The sequence below is a fragment of the Natrialba chahannaoensis JCM 10990 genome, assembly GCF_000337135.1.
GTDB classification, from domain to species: Archaea; Halobacteriota; Halobacteria; order Halobacteriales; family Natrialbaceae; genus Natrialba; species Natrialba chahannaoensis.
Window position 1 is genome coordinate 41,133 of sequence record NZ_AOIN01000035.1, and the last position, 18,062, is coordinate 59,194.

The following is an 18,062-nucleotide window of genomic DNA, read 5'->3' on the forward strand; positions in this document are numbered from 1 at the left end:
CGTGCCTTTAGACCGGCACGAACGGGGGACATACGGGTGTTTTTGATCGGCCCCTGCAACAGTATTGAGATGCGTGAACGACGGCGTTCGTACTGTCTGGATTCATGTTCCACTGCTCGGCCTCGATGACGACCTGTGACGTGACACTGCAGACACGTGTTTTTATTTATGTGAACGACGATACTGGTGGTATGTCCCCAATCCTTGCGAGTGCCCTGACGGAAAAACCGGTGTGCAGTGCGGACGGTCGGCAGCTCGGCACCGTCCGGAATCTGACGATGAATACACAAACTGGCCGGTTAGAATCGGTTCTCGTCGACACGGACCGATCAGCTGGTGAGCTTCGACATATCCCGCGGACGCCGGACGGCGAGCTTCGAATCGCTGCGGGCGCGATTGTCGGGGTCGACGACCAGTTGGTTGTGTCGCTGTCGGACGCCGACTGACAGTTGCTCGCCGCTGATCGTTACTTGCTGGACCATCCGCTCAGTGCTCCCGTTGAGCGGTTGCTTCGCACCGAATGACTCCGTAAAATCTCTGTTGGCCGTCGTCTGCCGGCCGCTCACTCGACCAACCGTTCGATCTCCGTCACCAGAATATCGCTCGCGCCGGCCTGTTTGACGTCCGTAATCGTCTCGAACACGTCTCCCTCGTCGACCACTACGTGAACCGCAACTTTCTCGCCGCCGCCGTTTGCGATGTCCATCACCGTCGGGCCGCCCATGCCTGGAATCACGTCGCGCACGTCGTCGAGACGCTTCTCGGGTACGTTCATCATCAGGTAGCGCTTGCCCTCGGCCTGTTTCACCGACGCCAGCGCGGTCCGGACCTCCTCGACTTTCGATTCCTCGCATACGTCTGCCCGGGCGAACAGGCGGACGGAACTCGAGAGCACCTCCTCAATAACTGCCAGGCGGTTCATCTTCAGTGTCGTGCCAGTGCTCGTGATGTCGACGATGGCGTCAGAAATTTCGACGTGGGGAGTCAGTTCGGTCGCACCAGAGACTTCGACGACGGTCGGCTCGAGGCCGCGCTCGGCGAAGAACTCGCGGGTAATGCTGGGGAACTCCGTCGCAACGGTCTTGTCAGCGAGATCCTCGACAGTCTTGATTTCGTCGTCTTCCGGTGCGGCGAGGACGAGTCGACAGGTCCCAAACTCGAGATCGAGCAACTCTGCGACGTCCTCAACCTGCGCTTCCTGAACCTGGTCGTAGCCGGTGATTCCCATATCGGCCGCGCCGTCGGCGACGTACTCCGGAATGTCGGCGGCGCGGGCGAACAGCACCGAGACGTCGGGGTCGACGGTGTCGGCGTAGAGTTGCCGATCGGCACCGTTCTCGAGATGGAGCCCGGCCCGCTCGAGAAGGTCGATCGTCGGCTCGTGCAGGCGGCCCTTGTTGGGAACGGCGATTCGCATTTACGGCGTGTTGGTGCCCAGCGGGGAATTGTCTTTTCATCTCCGTCAGCCGCTGTTTTGCTTACTTCCCGCGGTAGATACTCGAGTCGCAAGTGTCCACTGCCAGTGTAACGAGGTGAGTTCCACTGACAACGAAGTCGGGACTCGAGTACATGTTGGCCTCACACACTTGCTGGGGCCGCGTTGCTTTCGTATCTGAGTCCCGACTCGGATTCAGATTTACTTTCGAAAACGAGTGGCTGAACGAGTCGAACTTTCGAAGGCACAATCCGCTTGAAGGTGTAGCCCGTACGACTAGCCATGACTACCAGACGGACCCACCTCGAGATCACGGGCATGTCGTGTTCGACGTGCTCGGGAACTGTCGAGGACGCAGTCGCCGAACTCGACGGCGTGGACGCGGGCAACGCCAACTACGCGACGGACGAGGGAACCGTCGAGTACAACCCGACCGAGACCTCGCTGGCTGATATCTACGAGGCCATCTCGGACGCTGGCTACGAGGCCGCCTCGGTTACTGAGACGCTCACCGTGATGGGCATGTCCTGCTCGACCTGTTCAGGAACGGTGAGCGACGCCGTTGCGGACCTCCCCGGCGTGATTCGTGCCGACGTGAACTTCGCCTCAGACGAGGCACGCGTCGAGTACAACCCGAACGACATCTCATTGGCCGACATCCGTGACGCGATCGAAGACGCCGGCTACGACCCCGTCCGTGACGAGGTCGAAGAGACCCAGGGCGCGAGCCAGCGCGAGCGTGCTGTCGAGAAAGAGCTCCGCCGCCAACGCCGGCTAGTGATCGGCGGCGGCATCCTGACGCTGCCGTTCGTGCCGATCATGCTCGCGATGTTCGACCTCGTGGCGCTGCCCCACCTCGGGACCGTCGACCTCGCGATTGCGACGGTTCCGATCATGGGACTACTCGAGTTCGTGCTTGCGACGGCGTTGATGGCGACGTTGGGGAAGGAGTTCATCGCGGGCGCGTGGCGAGCGTTTTCCCACAACCGGCGGGCGAACATGGACACGCTAGTTGCGCTCGGCACGTCCGCAGGCTACGTCTACAGTACGGTGTTCCTCTTTGGGCTTATCGCCGGCGCGGGGCTCTACTTCGAGGCCGTCGCGTTCATCCTCTGGTTCATCACGCTCGGCAACTGGCTTGAGGTCCGCTCGAAAGCCCGCGCGGGCAACGCGCTGCGCGAACTGCTGGAGATGGAGGCTGACGAAGCGACGGTCGTTGAAGACGGTGACGAGAAACAGGTCCCACTCGAGACCGTCGCCGTCGGCGACGTGATGAAGGTCCGGCCGGGCGAGCGGATTCCGACCGACGGCGAGGTCGTCGACGGCCAGAGTGCGGTCGACGAATCCATGCTAACCGGCGAGTCGGTTCCGGTCGAGAAGGCAGCCGGCGACGAGGTTGTCGGCTCGACAATCAACGAGAACGGCGTGCTCCTCGTGGAGGCGACGAAGGTCGGCTCCGAGACGGCGATCCAGCAACTCGTCGACCGAGTGAAGGAAGCCCAGTCACGCCAGCCCGAGATTCAGCGGCTGGTCGACAAGGTGAGCGCGTACTTCGTCCCTGCGGTGATCGTCAACGCGGTCGTCTGGGCGCTGCTCTGGGCTGCGTTCCCGGAACCGCTTGCGGCGTTCGTCGACATGATCCCACTCTGGGGTCTCGTCCAGGGCGGCCCCGAGGTTGCCGCGGCCGGGGGCGCTGGCGTGCCGGTACTCGAGTTCTCCGTGATCGTGCTCGCCTCGTCGCTGCTGATCGCTTGCCCCTGTGCGCTCGGGCTGGCGACGCCGGCGGCGACGATGGTTGGCTCGACGCTCTCGGCGACGAACGGCGTCCTGTTCAAGGGTGGTGACGTGCTGGAGCAGGTTCGGGGCATCGACACGATCGTCTTCGACAAGACGGGGACGCTGACCCACGGCGAGATGACGCTAACGGACATCGAGGTCATCGACGCTGCTGAGTCGACGGCGACTGACGGCGGCGAACCTACACCCGACGGGGGCGCGCTCGCAGAGCAGGCGGAGACCGACGCTGACGTCTCTCCCGAAGCATTCCTCCTCGGTGCGGCGGCGACCGCCGAATCCGGTTCCGAACACCCGATCGCCCGAGCGGTGGTCGACGGCGCTGACGAGCGCGACATCGCGCTCGGTGAGGTCAGCGAGTTCGAGAACGTCCCCGGCCACGGCGTCAGCGCGGAGACGGACCGCGGGCGCGTTCTGATCGGCCGCCGGAAGCTGCTCGAGGACGAGGGGATCGACACCCAGCCAGCCGAGGAGACGCTGACCGAACTCGAGCGCGAGGGGAAGACGGCGATGGCGGTCGCGGTCGACGGGCAACTTCGCGGTGTGCTCGCGGTCGCAGACGAGGTCCGCGAGAGCGCGAAAGAGACAGTTGCAGCGCTGCACGACCGCGGAACCGAGGTTGTGATGCTCACCGGCGACAACGAGCGCACGGCGCAGGCGGTTGCCGAACAGGTCGGTATTCCCTCGGAGAACGTCCGCGCGGAGGTCTTGCCGGAGGACAAGGCGGATCATGTCGAGGCGCTGCAGGACGATGGCAACCGCGTAATGATGGTTGGCGACGGCGTCAACGACGCACCTGCACTAACCACCGCACAGGTCGGCGTTGCCATCGGGTCGGGGACCGACGTGGCCATCGAATCGGCCGACGTGACGCTGATGCGAGACGACCCGGCCGACGTGCTCAAGGCCGTTCGCATCTCCGAGGCGACGATCTCGAAGGTTCGCCAGAACCTCTTCTGGGCGTTCATCTACAACACGACGCTCATTCCGATCGCCGCACTCGGGATGTTGAACCCCGCACTAGCCGGGCTCGCGATGGCGACCTCGAGCGTGAGTGTGATGGCCAACAGTCTCTCGTTTGCGACCTACGATCCGCACGAGGATTACCGGCTCGCAGTGTTGAAGCCGCTCGATGCGCTTCTGGGTCGAAACTGACGCCCCGCTTGCACCCCTTGATCGGTGATGCAAATCAGGAACCGTGCTGAATCCAGAGGGTGAAACTCGCAACCGCGGGCCACTCATTTCAGCGAGCGCATCAGCGCGAGTAGGGTGGGGTAGTTCACAAGGAACAGTTTATTAAAATGGAAGCGATAAGTAGTATAACATCACATGCCATTTTCGTTTGACACAACCTACAAAGACCTGGACTCTAAACTCTATTCGAAAGCGAAGCCCAAAGCCATCGACGATCCAGAGGTTTTGGTTCTAAATAACAGTCTATGCGATGATCTTGGATTACATAAATCGGATTTAAATAGCCAAATTCTTTCAGGCCAAGAGCTTCTAGAAGAACCGATCGCTCAAGCATATGCAGGACATCAATTTGGAAGTTATACTGTACTTGGCGACGGAAGAGCGATGCTACTAGGCGAACATGTACACGATGGTGGCAGATATGATATTCAGTTGAAAGGATCTGGTAGAAGCCCTTACTCAGGTAGCGGCGACGGAAATGCAACTGTTAGTTCAATGCTCAGGGAGTACATCTATTCATATGCGATGCAAAACCTTGGTGTAAAAACATCCCGGAGCTTAACAGTAATCGAAACCGGAGAATCAGTTAAAAGACGTAAAACAGAACCTGGAGCTGTCCTTGTAAGAGTGATGAAAAGCCACATCAGATACGGTACATTCCAATATGTTGCAACCCAAGCAACCGGAGAACTAGAGCGATTCACTGATTATGTAATCGACAGGCACTATCCGCATCTGCGTAATAAGGATGGGAAATACTTAGACTTCTTTGATGAGGTTATGCGGTCTTCTATAAATATGGTTGTTGACTGGATGCGTGTAGGATTCATACATGGGGTGATGAATACAGACAACATGAGTATAGCTGGAGAAACATTTGATTACGGACCATGTGCGTTCATGAATTATTATGACGAGGATACTGTCTTCAGCTCTATAGATAGAACAGGTAGATATTCTTTCGGGAGTCAAAGAAGCATTTTGAAATGGAATATCAAACGTTTCGCAGAATCCCTCAAACCGCTTTTTGAAGAATCGTCTCACGGTTTTGATGAACTAAAAGCCAAGTTAGACAATTTTGAGGAGATATTTGATGCGAAATATCACAAGATGATGAGGAAGAAACTAGGGATCAAATCAGACGGAGAGAAAGAAATAGTAAATAGATTTTTAGATTGGCTTCGTGAATCTAGAGCAGATTATACGAACACATTCATAGAATTAGAAAACCCTGGCTCCTTTGATGACGTAGTCTATTCGTCTGAAGATTTCAAATATATCAGGAGTGAATTATCTACTATTGGTCTAGATAAGAAGGTCATGAATAAAACCAATCCTCGTTATATCCCCCGCAACTACCTAGTAGAAGAGGCACTAGATAAATATCTAGAAAAAGGTGATCTATCTACATTCAAGAATTTACTGACTGTGTTAAGAATCCTTATGAATCGAAAGTGTCGAATTCACAATTTCAACAACCCCCTCCAGAAGAATTCGATTCAAAGTATACAACTTACTGTAACACGTAGTAAGGGGAAGCGATGATCGCTGTCAACCCTACCAAATTTAAGCCCGCATGATAAGAGCCTACGTGTCGTAATTAACACACTATTCCTGGATTTTCTGCCACTTCTTAACAAACCTTTTTATCCTATTCTACCCGAGTTAATAACCTGATGGCGGTCAAATGCTCAACGTGCGACGAAGAGTTTGAATCGGCAGCAGGACTCACCCAACACCTTCCGCTTCACCACCACACCTGTGGAGTCTGCAGCGAGGAATTCGACGATACAGAGTCGCTGCGCGAGCACATCCACAAATCGCACTAACAGAACAGCCGTTTTACTCTCTGTCCAATCCAGCCGCAGCGTTCCTGACAGAATCCACTTCCGTGCAAGATATGCGCTCTGTATTCAGCACGTATTCTCCGTCAGACAGCTGTCATTCCAACAGAGCCAAACTGACGACATTGTCTAGACAGGGTCAACTCAGGGCGTCACCGGCCCGTCCTCCGGCCCCTCGAGTAACTCCGCAAAGAGCACCTCGAGTAGTTCCGGCGTCACGTAGGCTTCGACGAACGCGGCGAGGACGAGCAACAGCCAGGCGAAGAGGACGAACACCGCAGTTCGGACCAGATACGGCCGGGTGAAAAACACGTCCCGTGAGCCGAGCACTCGCTGGCCAAACCGCGAGAGCAACCGAAAGCCGACGCCGGCAGCCAGAAACAGCGCCGGTAGTTCGAAGATACCGTGCGGGACGAGTGCGGCGAGGATGAAGTCAACTCCAGCGATCTCCGCGGCAGCAGCGCTTACGTTGCCCACGATAATCCCGTTGAACACCATGATGAAGGCCGTGAGCAGGCCAAGCGTGAGCGCACCGCCAATCGCCATCAGGAACGGCACCGAGTTGTTCTGGATGAAGAACGTTGCGGTGAACTCGAGTTCCCCGTTCGCCTGCTCGTCCTCGAGTTCGGGCAGCAGTTCCTCTTCGAGGAGTTCGGCGACGATTTCGAGCAGGTTGACGCCGGCGAGCAGGAGGGCGATGCCGATTGCGGTTCCAACCGCGAACATGCCGGTGGCGACCCAGACCGAGCGGCGGTGTTCAACCCACGCGGCACTCAGCACGTCGAAGAGCCACGGTGTGTTGGTTCGGGCGATGCCCGCCGCTGCTGCGAAGCCGACGCCGAGAGCCGTGACGCCAAGGACCGGCTCGATGGCGTCCTGCGTGAGGACCGTGACTGCAGCCGTGAGGAAGGCGGCGACCGAGAGGCCAACCAAGATACCGAACCAGTTTCGGTGCGCGTTCGCCCCCGGTGAGGGGCCGTCTCTCACTGGGTCTTGCCCTGGTGGACCACCGGTTGGATCGGTGTCGATGGCATGTGTCTCGTCTGCGTGCCGACTCGAGTCCCCCGCAGAATCAGCGCCCGTCAGTGACGGATCGACGGTGATCTGTTGGTTTTCACCCTCACCCTCACCCTCTCCCGCGCCATTGCTACCATGCTCACGCTCGCGCTCTTGCTCGAGCTTGCGCCTGTGTGGCGGATCCTCGTCTCGGACGTGTGGCTGCTCGTCCGCCGATGACTCGCCGCCCGTGCCGCCCTCGTCGGCACCGTTCATAAACGGTAATTCGACAGAAGTCCGGATAAACCCGCCGACTCCTCGACTCTCGCTGCAAGTCCGACAGGGGGGCTGACTACGGGGTCGCCATCGCGTCCCGTCCGAGGAGCCGTTGACACTGTCGCCAGAGTTGCTGTCGACCACGAGCACTTCGTACGATTCGGGTGTAGTTCGCGCCGGACTGAAGCGCCCACAGCAGTTTGTAGCTCGGTGCCCGCTCGTCAAACTCGTCCGAGAGGGGCGCGTGAGCGGTGTACCCACGGCGGAACGCGGTCCGAAGCCGCTCGCGCTCGGCCCGCGAAAATCGGCGGGCGTGCAGGTCGACGAACCGCACTTCGGCTCTGGCGAGCGCGTACTCGTCGTGCGTGACGTGGGCGTTTCCCCAGTCGAGAATCGCCGTGATATCGCCTGCCGGCGTCACGAGCAGATTACTCGGCTGGAAATCGCCGTGCGTGAGCACCGGGCGACAGCCATCGTCCCCGGCCAGCGGAACCGGCAGCGCCGAACGGAGTCTGGCTGGGGGATCGAGCGCGTGCCAGCACTCGAGTTCGGTCAACTCGAGTGTCCCTGCGTTCTTCCTGGCTGTTCTCGTTTTCCTTCGTTGCGTTTCCGCCGTTTCCTCTGTCCCTGTGTCGCGTGCGAGCCCACCGACCCGATCGAATTCGAGTTCTGAGTCATCCTCGCCGAGGCTGTGGAGTTGGCCGAGGGCCGTGCCGGCCTGTGCGACCAGTCGTCGCCGGGCAGTGGCTCCGTGGGTGTGATAGCACTCGCCTGCGTTTTGCCCGTCGCGAAACTCGTAGAGTGCCCAGCGATCCCCACTCGCGAGTCCGTCGCCACTGTCGATCTCGATCGACCCGCTCGCAATCACAGCCGGCACGGGCAGCGACGACAACTCGCTGACCTGCCCGAGTACCAGCGGCTCGATCACGTCGCCGGTCCAGACGCTCGCGCCGCCGAGTTTGCAGACGACGCGCTCCGGGACAGCCGACGCGTGCTGCTTTCTATCACCACCCGTTTCGAGTGCAACCACGAACGTCTCTGCCACCGACCCCGCGGCTGGTCGCCAACAGGAGCGGACTGTCGGCGGCGACTCGAGGTCGAGGGTGGACTCGAGTGCGGCCGCTGTAATCTGTTCGGCGACAGTGCTCGGCTCCATTCGCAGGTGTGTACAACAGGGTGAGGGGTATCGGTTCCCCCGTGTTTCTGTGGCTGACACGTTCTCTTTCTCGGTTGCGTTCGTACCAGCACTCGCCCTCGCATACATCGAGACGCGTCCCGCAGGTACAACTCGCTGGCTCCCGTTTCCCCCGTCAATGGCACTCGGCTCGCATGCCTCTCCCTCTGTCACGACGCGAGCCGCAACCATCGCTCGCGAGGTCGCCGGGCGCGCCTACCACCGGCTGGCGCGGCTGAACTACGACCACCGGTGGGTTGCACGGACGAACCGAACGCCAGCCGGTGAGTTCCAGTGCTACGAACTCTGCAACCGCCACGGTTCAGACGCGATGCTCGCCGAACTCGACGCCGTCTGCGGGCCGTCCGCTGTCATCTACGACCTTGGCGCGAACGTCGGTATCTACACCCTCGCGCTCGCGACTGCCGCCCCGCAGCGAGAAATCGTTGCGGTCGAACCCTCACCTACGACTGCTGCGCGGCTGCGCGCGAACGTCGAACTGAACGACGTGGACGAGCAGGTAACGGTACTTGAGTACGGCCTCGGAGACGAACCAGCGCCAACCCCCAGTCCGTTCTACCGTTCGAGTAACCCGGAACTGTCGTCGTTCGACCGCGAGAGCGCCACGCGCTGGGGGGCGCGAGTCCATGAGGTGGATTCGGTTCCGGTGATGAGCCTCGACGACCTCGTACTCACCGACTCGTTGCCGGCTCCCGACGCGATCAAGGTCGATGTCGAAGGGATGGCCCCCGCCGTGATCCGCGGCGCACGCGAGACGCTCGCCAGACACGAGCCAACGGTCGTACTCGAGTACCATGAAGACGGCCTGTCAGGAAACGTTCCAGGCGAAACGAAGGGGGTTCTGCAGGATCTTTCGTACGGAATTCTGCCGCGCGAGGGCTATTGGCGTTGTGAACCCCGATGACGGGTGGAGTTTCGCCGTGCAGGACACGACGCAAGCGTGACGCAGACTGGCGACCTGGCCGTCCGCTCGCGACCGACAACCGACACCCTAACACGCTCGACCGCGAAACGGTCGGGCATGGCGACGCTTGCGATCACAGACGGGCGGGTGCTCCTCCCGGATGCGACGGTGACGCGTGCGGACGTACTGATCGACCAGGATGCGGGCGAGATTCTTGAAGTCGGCGACGACCTCGCGGGTGCTGGCGACGAGACGCTCGACGCCGCGAACGCGCTCGTGACGCCCGGGTTCGTCAACGGCCACTGTCACGTTGCGATGACGCTGCTGCGTGGCTACGCCGACGACAAGACGCTCGACGCCTGGCTGCAGGAGGATATCTGGCCTGCCGAGGCGGAACTGACGCTTGAGGACGTTCACGTCGGCGCGGAACTGGGCCTTCTCGAGATGATTAAATCGGGAACCACCGCCTTTGCGGACATGTATTTTGACGTTCCCGAAATTGCAGATGCAGTCGAAACGGCAGGACTCCGCGCACGTCTCGGCCACGGTGTCGTTACCGTCGCAGCGGACGATGAGGCGGCTCGTGAGGATGCTCAGACGAGCATCGACGTTGCACGCGACCTCGACGGGATGGCGGACGGCCGCATCTCGACGGCGTTCATGCCTCACTCGCTGACCACGGTCGGTGAGGAGTACTTAGACGAGTTCGTCCCGAAGGCGCGGGAAGCGGGCGTGCCGATCCACTACCACGCGAACGAAACGGCGGACGAGGTCGCGCCGATCGTCGAGGAACACGGAATGCGCCCGCTCGCCTACGCCGCGGAGAAGGGAATGCTTGAATCCGAGGACTTCGTCGCCCACGGGGTCCACGTCGACGAGAGCGAGATCAGCCTGCTCGCCGAGGCGGGAACGAGCGTCATCCACTGTCCGGCCTCGAACATGAAGCTGGCAAGCGGTATGGCTCCGGTTCAACGGATGCTCGACGCCGGTGTTTCGGTCGGACTCGGCACCGATGGTGCGGCCTCGAACAACGACCTGTCGCTGCTGGACGAGGCCCGCGACGCAGCCATGATTGGCAAACTCGCAGCCGAGGACGCGAGTGCGGTCTCGGCCGAGTCGATCTCGGAACTGCTCACCCACGCGACCGCGGACGCGATCGGTATCGACACCGGCCGACTGGAAGCCGGCGCGCCCGCCGATCTTGCGGTGATCGATTTCGACAAGCCACACCTGACACCGGCCCACGATCTGGTGAGTCATCTCGCCTACGCAGTTGCGGCGGCCGACGTTCGCCACACGATCTGTGACGGACAGGTGCTCATGCGCGACCGCGAGGTCACGACGCTCGACGAGGACGCAGTTCGCGAGCGAGCCAACGAGCACGCGACAGCGCTCATCGATCGCGCAGAGTCATGAGTCGTCGCAAACTCTTACAAAACCTGAACACTCAGAGGTTCCGATAAACGTTATAAACGATTTTCGGACGGTTTTATGCCGTCCAAAATACTGCGAACGACCCAGAACTGCCGGCGGGGTTTATTCGTGTCTTCCTGAATATCTCGACTCGCAATGAGTAGTCACCAATCTACCGCAGTGACGATGGCAGCCCTGTTGCTCTTGTCCGTCGTCGCCCTCCCAGGCGCGGTTATCGCAGCAGAACCGGCCGCCAACGACTCAGATGCGGCCCTCACGATCGATGTCTCGCAAAACGAGTCGGTGACCGTCACCGTTACTGAGAACGAGACGGCGGTCGACGAGATGAACCTGACCGTCACGCCCGTCGATGAGAACCAGTCGTACGCGGCTGCAGGCACGTACACGAACGTCAGCGGCGAGCAGACGTTCGATGCCCCCGCAGGTAACGAATCGATCGAGGTCGAGTTCGCCGCCGCAGTTGGCAACGAGTCAGTCTCGACGACCGAGACGCTCGTCGGCGACGAGGCCGGGGAGGAGACCGAACACAGCAACTTCGGCTCGCTCGTCTCGGCGTTCGTTGCAGAACACCAGAACGAGACTGACGGACCGCTTGGACACGTCGTCTCGAGTTTTGTTACCGAGAACAATCCGGGCAACGCGCCTGACCACGCCGGTCCGCCAGCCCACGCGGGTCCAGGCGGTGACGACGAAAACGGCAGTCAGGGCCCACCGGCACACGCTGGCCCTGACAAGGCCGACGACGATGGCGATGACGCCGACAGCGGTTCCCAGGGCCCACCAGCACACGCTGGCCCAGCCACTGACGACGACAGTGACGCCGATGAGGATGACGACAACAACGACAGCGACGACACCACTAACTCGAGTGGCGGGCCACCTGGCCACGCGAACGGGAATGGGAACGGTACCAACTAACGCCCGCTCCACACCCGAGTATTGACTAACTGACTGACGATCTGACGCCACCATCCACACCATTCGGAGCCTGCCACCGGCCGACGGCACCTACACGGTGTTTCAGAGGCACCCCAACCAATCCACCACTCGCCCCTCGCCGTCGCCGGGCGCAGGACCGGTCGCAGCGGTCATCGTCGCTGCCGTCACAGCAATCCACGGCAGCACAACCACACTACCACCACCGACGAACCACTGCGCCCGACTCCAACTCGTTTTCGCTGCTTTCCGTCGTATACCCACTGACAGGAACGAGCTCTTGAGGGCTCCGATCAGCCCACTTCCAGTCCAACCCTCGTTCTCGCTTCGGTAGGGTTTTGGCCCCTGTCGCACTCAGTCAAGGTATGAGCGACTATCCGCCGATCAGCGAACAGCTGGACGACGCCGACGAGGCCCGCGAGGACGGCCGTCGGAAGATGGACTGGGCAACCCAACACATGCCCATCCTCGAGTCCGTCCGCGAGGAGTTCGTCGCCGACAAACCGTTCGACGGCGAGCGCATCGCGATGGCGATGCATGTCGAAGCGAAAACGGCGATTCTCGTCGAAACGCTCGCCGAGGGCGGTGCTGAGGTCGCAGTAACCGGCTGCAACCCTCTGTCAACCCACGACGACGTCTCGGCAGCGCTCGACGCCCACGACAACATCACGAGCTACGCCAAACGCGGCGTCGACGACGAGGAGTACTACGACGCCATCGAGGCCGTCATCGCCCACGAGCCAACCATCACCGTCGACGACGGCATGGACCTCGTCGCCGCCATCCACGAGGACTACCCCGAACTCATCGACGGCATCATCGGCGGTGCCGAGGAGACCACCACTGGCGTTCACCGTCTGCGCGCGATGGACGACGACGGCGCACTCGAGTACCCTGTCTTCGCAGTCAACGACACGCCGATGAAGCGTCTGTTCGACAACGTCCACGGCACCGGTGAGTCTTCCCTCGCGTCGATTGCGATGACCACGAACCTCTCGTGGGCCGGCAAGACCGTCGTTGTCGCGGGCTACGGCTACTGTGGCAAGGGCGTCGCGAAGAAGGCCGCGGGCCAGAACGCGAACGTTGTCGTCACCGAGGTTGAGCCACGCCGTGCACTCGAGGCCCACATGGAGGGCTACGAGGTCATGCCAATGGCCGAGGCCGCCGAGGTCGGCGATGTCTTCCTGACAACGACGGGTAACCGCGATATCATCGTTGAGGAGCACTTCGAGAAGATGCAAGACGGCGTCCTGCTCGCCAACGCGGGCCACTTCGACATTGAGATTGACCTCGACGCACTCGACGATCTTGCGGCTGACCGCTACGAGGCCCGTGACGGCGTCGAAGCCTACGAGATGGACGACGGTCGTCGCCTCAACGTCATCGCCGAGGGTCGACTCGTCAACCTCGCCGCGCCGGTCTCGCTCGGCCACCCAGTCGAGGTCATGGACCAGTCGTTCGGCGTGCAGGCGGCCTGTGTGCGCGAACTCGTCGACAACGGCGACGCCTACGACGCTGGCGTCCATGACGTGCCCGACGAACTTGACAAGGAGATCGCCGAGATCAAACTCGCAGCTGACGGCGTCGAGTTCGACTCGCTGACGGACACCCAGCACGAGTACATGGACTCCTGGGACCACGGGACATAAGCGAGACCCGTTCTGCTGGCAGCGAATCGTTCTCTCTGTTTTTCTCTTCGCTCGTTCGGCGGAGAGGCGGTTACCGTTGACGCCTGGCGAGACGGAACTGGTACAACAGTCGGTTGCTCGGCTGTTTGAGCGGCCACCACGCTGAAAGTGGTTGGGCGTGATCGTCACGTATCGAATGCCCGAGTCGTCGCCCGAAACCGGTGGTGTGAGCGCGTCGGATGCCGCGGAGGCTGTCGAGGAGTCCGTAGCCGAGGAGGTTGTCGAGAAGGCTGCAGATACTGAAACTGGTGAAACCACTGCAACTGCCGATAACGACGACGAATCGACAGCACACACATTCCCGCCGGAACCGGACCCTGGCTCGTACTCGATTGGACCACTCCTCACCCGCTCGCAGATCGACGCGGACGGGCCACTCGAGATCAGCCTCGCTATCGAGGGCGCTGGCTCGCTCGACGACCCCGACCTCGATGTCTTTCTCAGGTGTGAACGGATCAACCCGGGCGACCAGATCGAACTCGGCGTGTTCGTTTCGGGTTGTGGCACCGTTTCTGCGGACGCGCTCAGCGTCTTTCACGGCCACGATGGCGTTCTCGACCTCCAGCAGCCGGGAACGATTCGTCGTAACGCCGCCGGTCGCGGCGGTGATCGCTCGCAGGCGGATGCTGATGCTCGCTCATCCACGTCAGAGTCACCGGACTCGTCCGTGTTCCAGTCAGATGTCGACGCCGCTGGCGACAGCGAGCACACCCTTCGACAGAAGCCACTCGACGGCAACCGGCGCGAGGAGCCAGCCTACATACTCGAGTTCAATACGCGGTCGGATGCGCCGCCGGGACGGTATTCGGTGCCGGTGGTGCTCACTTATCGCACCGAAGCTGGAATCAAGCAAGTGAAACACGTCCAGACGGTGCGGGTGAACACCGTACGTGAGCGCTTGGAGCCGTGGGTAACCCGGAGTGCGCTCGTGCTCGGTGTCGCCGGCGTTGTCAGTTTTGTCTACGCGCTCGGGCCGAGTTTCTGATCTGGTTTCATCTGGTTGTCTGCCCACAGAAAACCAGCTGTCCGATGTGGGGGTTTCTAGCCGCCTGGGAACACCCATCCTGATACAGCCTGAGAGATGAAGTGTGGGGCCAACGTTTCTCTGTAGGGTGATTCACAATGGAAACTACTTCGATGAGCACTCTTGCAGCAGATTCGTGGCTGCCGATCTCAGTCCCAGGAAATTCCTTGCGGATCGGCAGGGGGTGTGAGTGGACTCGAGGGGAGGTCGCCGCTGGGGTCAGGATCGTTGTACGCCTTCGGCGCAACGTCATTCGGGGCGGTCGGGTAGAACAGCGATGCGATCGCGTGGAGGTGTTCGCGGCCGACATCGAGTTCGAACTGTCCGCCGCCGAACAGCTGTATCTCGTGGTTGAGACAGTACTCGATCGTCTCGAAGAGTGACTGCACCGAGCCGAACCGGGACGGCTTGATGTTGAGCCACTCTGGCTCCCAGGGGAGGTCTTCGACCGTCTCGACACCGCGGATTGGGTAATCCCAGGTCACGCGCGTTTCATGGCCCTCGAACAACGGTCGCGTCTCGTCGTTCAATTCTGGATCTTCGATGAGTGCCGCAGGAAAGCCCTTGATAACCCGTTCGTAAAGTGCCGGGTCAGCAGGTTGATCGACCGTCGTGCCGTGGTACTGGCCCTTGAGGTCGAGGGTCTGCACCGCGTCGGTTGCCGCCAGCCGCTGGACGACATCGTCGGTCCACTCGGATGTCGGGTCGAGTTTGAACTCCAGGTCGGGGTTACGGTCGAGCCAGTCGAGTACTCGGTCGCCGGTCGGTGGCTCTTCCAGGCGCGTACTGACGACGAATCGAACGGAATCGTACGTGCGATCAAGCTGGTCAGCGAGGTTCGTCTCGGCCTGTCTCAGCGCGAGGTCGAGCGCGGCGCTCTCGAAGGCCCACTGCCGATAGTTACGAAAGATCGACTGATTCGGTTCGTTGCCGAGGAAGAAGTCGATCTCGGATACGTGGTCCGAAAACTCATCGAGCGTGTACTCGCCGGTGATGGGAAAGTCCGCTGCAGCAGCGCGAAGAGTGTCGTGTGCGTCGTTATCGTATGTCACGTCCTCGCCACGGCCGGTTTCGCCGTCGCCGTGTAACGAGACGATGGTCGTCGCTCGAGTGAAGCCACTCGATGTGTCTCGTTCGCGCTGTTCGAGCTTGTAGTCCTCGATTTCGAGTTCGAGATCGGCGACCTGTTCGTACAACATGTGGCTCTTCCTTTGTGCCGACGTCAGTAATAAGTGAGAGTGACAAGCAGTGAACCTGGTAACACTCGTGTCGCCCGCTTAGCAGTTCGGAGTCAGGACCGCCGCCAGAAGCCAGCGTTTTTCGTCCGATCGACGACCAGAGCACGCTTGATCCCACTCGGAGGCTCAGACAACCGTGCAAAAACAGTTTCTGCTGTGAGTTTGACCGATAGCGACCGGCGACAATCCACTGTGGCCGCCGGAAGTCGGTTCCATTGCGGTGCTGATATCGGTGTTGCCTGATATTGTTCTGGCCCGCAAGCACTTATTCAGGCTGAGAACGAACCTAGATCGGTTGCCATGGAAAACGTAACTGCCGCGCCGAGCGATCGGCTACTCACGCCCGAGAACTGCGCAGTAACGTTCATCGATCATCAACCCGAGATGGTACTCGGCGTCAATACCATCGAAACGGGGAAGCTTCGGAACAACGTCGCTGGGCTGGCAAAGACAGTCGACGCGTACGATATCCCGACTGTTCTCACGACCATCGGTAGGGAGTACAACGGCCCCTCTTCGAGGAGATCAGGGTGACGTTTCCTGACGAGGAGGTGATCGACCGAACGACGATGAACTCGTGGGAAGATGAGGCATTCGTCGACGCTATCGAAGCGACCGGTCGTGACCGGCTGGTCATTGCCGGCCTCTGGACCGAGGTTTGCGTTTGCTTCGCCGCTCTCTCCGCCCTTGAGGTGGGATACGACGTCTACGTTGTCGCAGATGCCAGTGGCGGACAGACGACTGCAGATCACGAACGTGCGATGGAGCGGATGATCGAAGCTGGTGTGACCCCAGTTACGTGGTCTCAAGTACTCTACGAACTGCAGCGGGACTGGGCAGCTGACGGCGCTGAACAAGCCCACCAGATTGCGATCGACCACGGTGGCGACTTCGGGATGGCCGTCGAATTCGCTGACTTCCTCTCCGAGTAAGACGCCCGGAGCGGCTCAGGGGACCTTGATATACTGGTATCCTTCTTCCTGGCGCTGTGTGAGCTCTCCGACGGACGTCGGTGCGGTCTCGACGGCCTCGAGAATGTCATCGTCCGTCAGTCCGGCTGCTTCCATAGATTTTCGACACGCGACGAATTGAACGGCGTCTTCGGATAGCTCGGCGATCTCGTCGGCGTACTCGGAGTTCGACTGCACGAGTTCGATCCCGGAGGCGTTCACGACGACTGCCACGGCATCCATCTCCACGGACTCGTCATCGAAGATACCGTTGGCGTACCGAATCGCTGCGTCTTGAACGTCGGTCGCTCCATCAGCTACGTGAAATACGGTCTTCATACCAGTCTGTTGAACGGGTGCCGGTAAGCGTTTTCGCTGCCGAACTAGTCGGGAGACACGTCACTCGAGAACCCGATCTTTCCGTGCGTACCGTCGCATACTGGTTTTCCCTGTGAACTCCCGCACCGACACAGTGACGCGCCACTCTCGCACGATTCCGACCCGCCGTCCTGCCCCTGCATTTCGAATCGCCCGTCGACACGGAGTGGTCCATCGGGTACCGGTGTCACCCGTACGGTCCCATCTGCGTCAGGATTGTCTGCAGTCGATTCGTCGGTCGAGATCGTTCCAGATGCTTCAAATTCGGCTTCCTCGTGGCTATTGTCACAGAGCGGTTTGTTCGAGGATGCGCCACATCGACAGAGTGCAACTCGTGTATCCTCAAGTAGAACCGTCTCATCGGAAGCGGTAATCTCGACATCGCCTGAGAGGTACAGCGGTCCGTCCGGAACGACCGTGACTGTGTTTCGTTCCGGTACCGGTTCCTCGTACTCGGCGTCAGGTTGCTCGAACTGCAGCGCACCGGTCGGACATTCCATGATCACGGACGCGAGCTCCTCGACAGCAGCCTCGCCGGGCTCGATCCACGGTCGCTTGTCAGGATCGAACACCGCCGGCAGTCCGTGTACACACTCTTTCGCGTGAATGCAGCGATTTACGTCGTACTCGACGACGATGTCCTCGCCGGCGTATTGATGAATGTCTTCCTCCATTTCGTCCTCTACTGGGACCAATGTAATCACGGGATACAATTCTTGGGGTATGTTAACAACTAAGGGGTGCTTTCGTATCACTCTTTCAACTCAACCGATACA

General features: G+C 60.3%; 16 protein-coding genes. 10 read left to right on the forward strand and 6 right to left on the reverse strand.

The features are described 5' to 3' along the window. Positions 1–191 precede the first annotated feature (191 nt). Positions 192–446 (forward strand): PRC-barrel domain-containing protein, encoded by a 255-nt coding sequence (locus C482_RS04430; RefSeq protein ID WP_241431882.1) that lies wholly within the window; start codon positions 192–194, stop codon positions 444–446. 116 nt (positions 447–562) lie between these two features. On the opposite strand, the gene hisG is transcribed toward C482_RS04430, so the two are convergent. Further along, positions 563–1,417: an ATP phosphoribosyltransferase gene (gene hisG / locus C482_RS04435; protein ID WP_006166276.1), complete on the reverse strand. Its 855-nt coding sequence runs from the start codon at positions 1,415–1,417 to the stop codon at positions 563–565. Between the two features lie 300 nt (positions 1,418–1,717). Here hisG and C482_RS04440 point away from each other — a divergent pair, with 300 nt between their 5' ends. Continuing rightward, on the forward strand, positions 1,718–4,384 hold the full coding sequence (locus C482_RS04440) for a heavy metal translocating P-type ATPase (RefSeq protein ID WP_006166277.1): 2,667 nt from the start codon (positions 1,718–1,720) through the stop codon (positions 4,382–4,384). Positions 4,385–4,558: 174 nt separating this feature from the next. Continuing rightward, positions 4,559–5,968 (forward strand): protein adenylyltransferase SelO, encoded by a 1,410-nt coding sequence (locus C482_RS04445; RefSeq protein ID WP_206537130.1) that lies wholly within the window; start codon positions 4,559–4,561, stop codon positions 5,966–5,968. 443 nt (positions 5,969–6,411) lie between these two features. Here the strand turns inward: C482_RS04445 and C482_RS04450 are convergent, their stop codons facing one another. Together C482_RS04450 and C482_RS04455 are read right to left on the reverse strand one after the other, a co-directional pair. Further along, the gene (locus tag C482_RS04450) at positions 6,412–7,539 is read right to left on the reverse strand and encodes a stage II sporulation protein M (RefSeq protein WP_006166280.1); all 1,128 of its coding nucleotides are present in this window, start codon (positions 7,537–7,539) and stop codon (positions 6,412–6,414) included. A gap of 76 nt (positions 7,540–7,615) precedes the next feature. Continuing rightward, positions 7,616–8,695 carry a phosphotransferase family protein gene (locus C482_RS04455; RefSeq protein ID WP_006166281.1) on the reverse strand — a complete coding sequence of 360 codons (1,080 nt, stop codon included), beginning with the start codon at positions 8,693–8,695 and terminating at the stop codon, positions 7,616–7,618. A 49-nt stretch (positions 8,696–8,744) separates the two neighbouring features. On the opposite strand from C482_RS04455, the gene C482_RS04460 reads away from it, so the two are divergent. From C482_RS04460 to C482_RS04480, 5 genes are all read left to right on the forward strand, one after another. Beyond that, a complete protein-coding gene (locus C482_RS04460; protein ID WP_006166282.1) occupies positions 8,745–9,638 on the forward strand; it encodes an FkbM family methyltransferase in 894 nt (297 codons plus the stop codon). A 117-nt stretch (positions 9,639–9,755) separates the two neighbouring features. Next, the gene (locus C482_RS04465) at positions 9,756–11,054 is read left to right on the forward strand and encodes an amidohydrolase (protein WP_006166283.1); all 1,299 of its coding nucleotides are present in this window, start codon (positions 9,756–9,758) and stop codon (positions 11,052–11,054) included. A 153-nt stretch (positions 11,055–11,207) separates the two neighbouring features. Further along, a complete protein-coding gene (locus C482_RS04470) occupies positions 11,208–11,990 on the forward strand; it encodes a hypothetical protein (protein ID WP_241431883.1) in 783 nt (260 codons plus the stop codon). A gap of 383 nt (positions 11,991–12,373) precedes the next feature. Then, positions 12,374–13,657, forward strand: a complete 1,284-nt coding sequence (locus C482_RS04475) for an adenosylhomocysteinase (protein WP_006166285.1) — start codon at positions 12,374–12,376, stop codon at positions 13,655–13,657. A gap of 175 nt (positions 13,658–13,832) precedes the next feature. Next, positions 13,833–14,681, forward strand: coding sequence for a hypothetical protein (locus C482_RS04480; RefSeq protein ID WP_049896487.1), 849 nt, complete (start codon positions 13,833–13,835; stop codon positions 14,679–14,681). Positions 14,682–14,869: 188 nt separating this feature from the next. Here the strand turns inward: C482_RS04480 and C482_RS04485 are convergent, their stop codons facing one another. After that, positions 14,870–15,919 carry an enolase-like domain-containing protein gene (locus tag C482_RS04485; protein ID WP_006166287.1) on the reverse strand — a complete coding sequence of 350 codons (1,050 nt, stop codon included), beginning with the start codon at positions 15,917–15,919 and terminating at the stop codon, positions 14,870–14,872. Positions 15,920–16,258: 339 nt separating this feature from the next. Between C482_RS04485 and C482_RS22085 the strand changes: the two genes are divergently transcribed. Together C482_RS22085 and C482_RS22090 are read left to right on the forward strand one after the other, a co-directional pair. Then, complete coding sequence (locus tag C482_RS22085; RefSeq protein ID WP_206537131.1) at positions 16,259–16,492, forward strand: cysteine hydrolase family protein; 234 nt, start codon at positions 16,259–16,261, stop codon at positions 16,490–16,492. Further along, complete coding sequence (locus C482_RS22090; RefSeq protein ID WP_206537132.1) at positions 16,489–16,890, forward strand: isochorismatase family protein; 402 nt, start codon at positions 16,489–16,491, stop codon at positions 16,888–16,890. Before C482_RS22085 ends, C482_RS22090 begins: the two co-directional genes overlap by 4 nt. Before the next feature lie 15 nt (positions 16,891–16,905). Here C482_RS22090 and C482_RS04495 read toward each other — a convergent pair whose 3' ends face one another. Both C482_RS04495 and C482_RS04500 read right to left on the reverse strand, forming a co-directional pair. Continuing rightward, entirely contained in the window at positions 16,906–17,247 is a 342-nt protein-coding gene (locus tag C482_RS04495; RefSeq protein ID WP_006166288.1) for a DsrE family protein, read from the reverse strand. A gap of 44 nt (positions 17,248–17,291) precedes the next feature. Then, positions 17,292–17,960 (reverse strand): CDGSH iron-sulfur domain-containing protein, encoded by a 669-nt coding sequence (locus C482_RS04500; RefSeq protein ID WP_006166289.1) that lies wholly within the window; start codon positions 17,958–17,960, stop codon positions 17,292–17,294. Between the last annotated feature and the right edge of the window lie 102 nt (positions 17,961–18,062).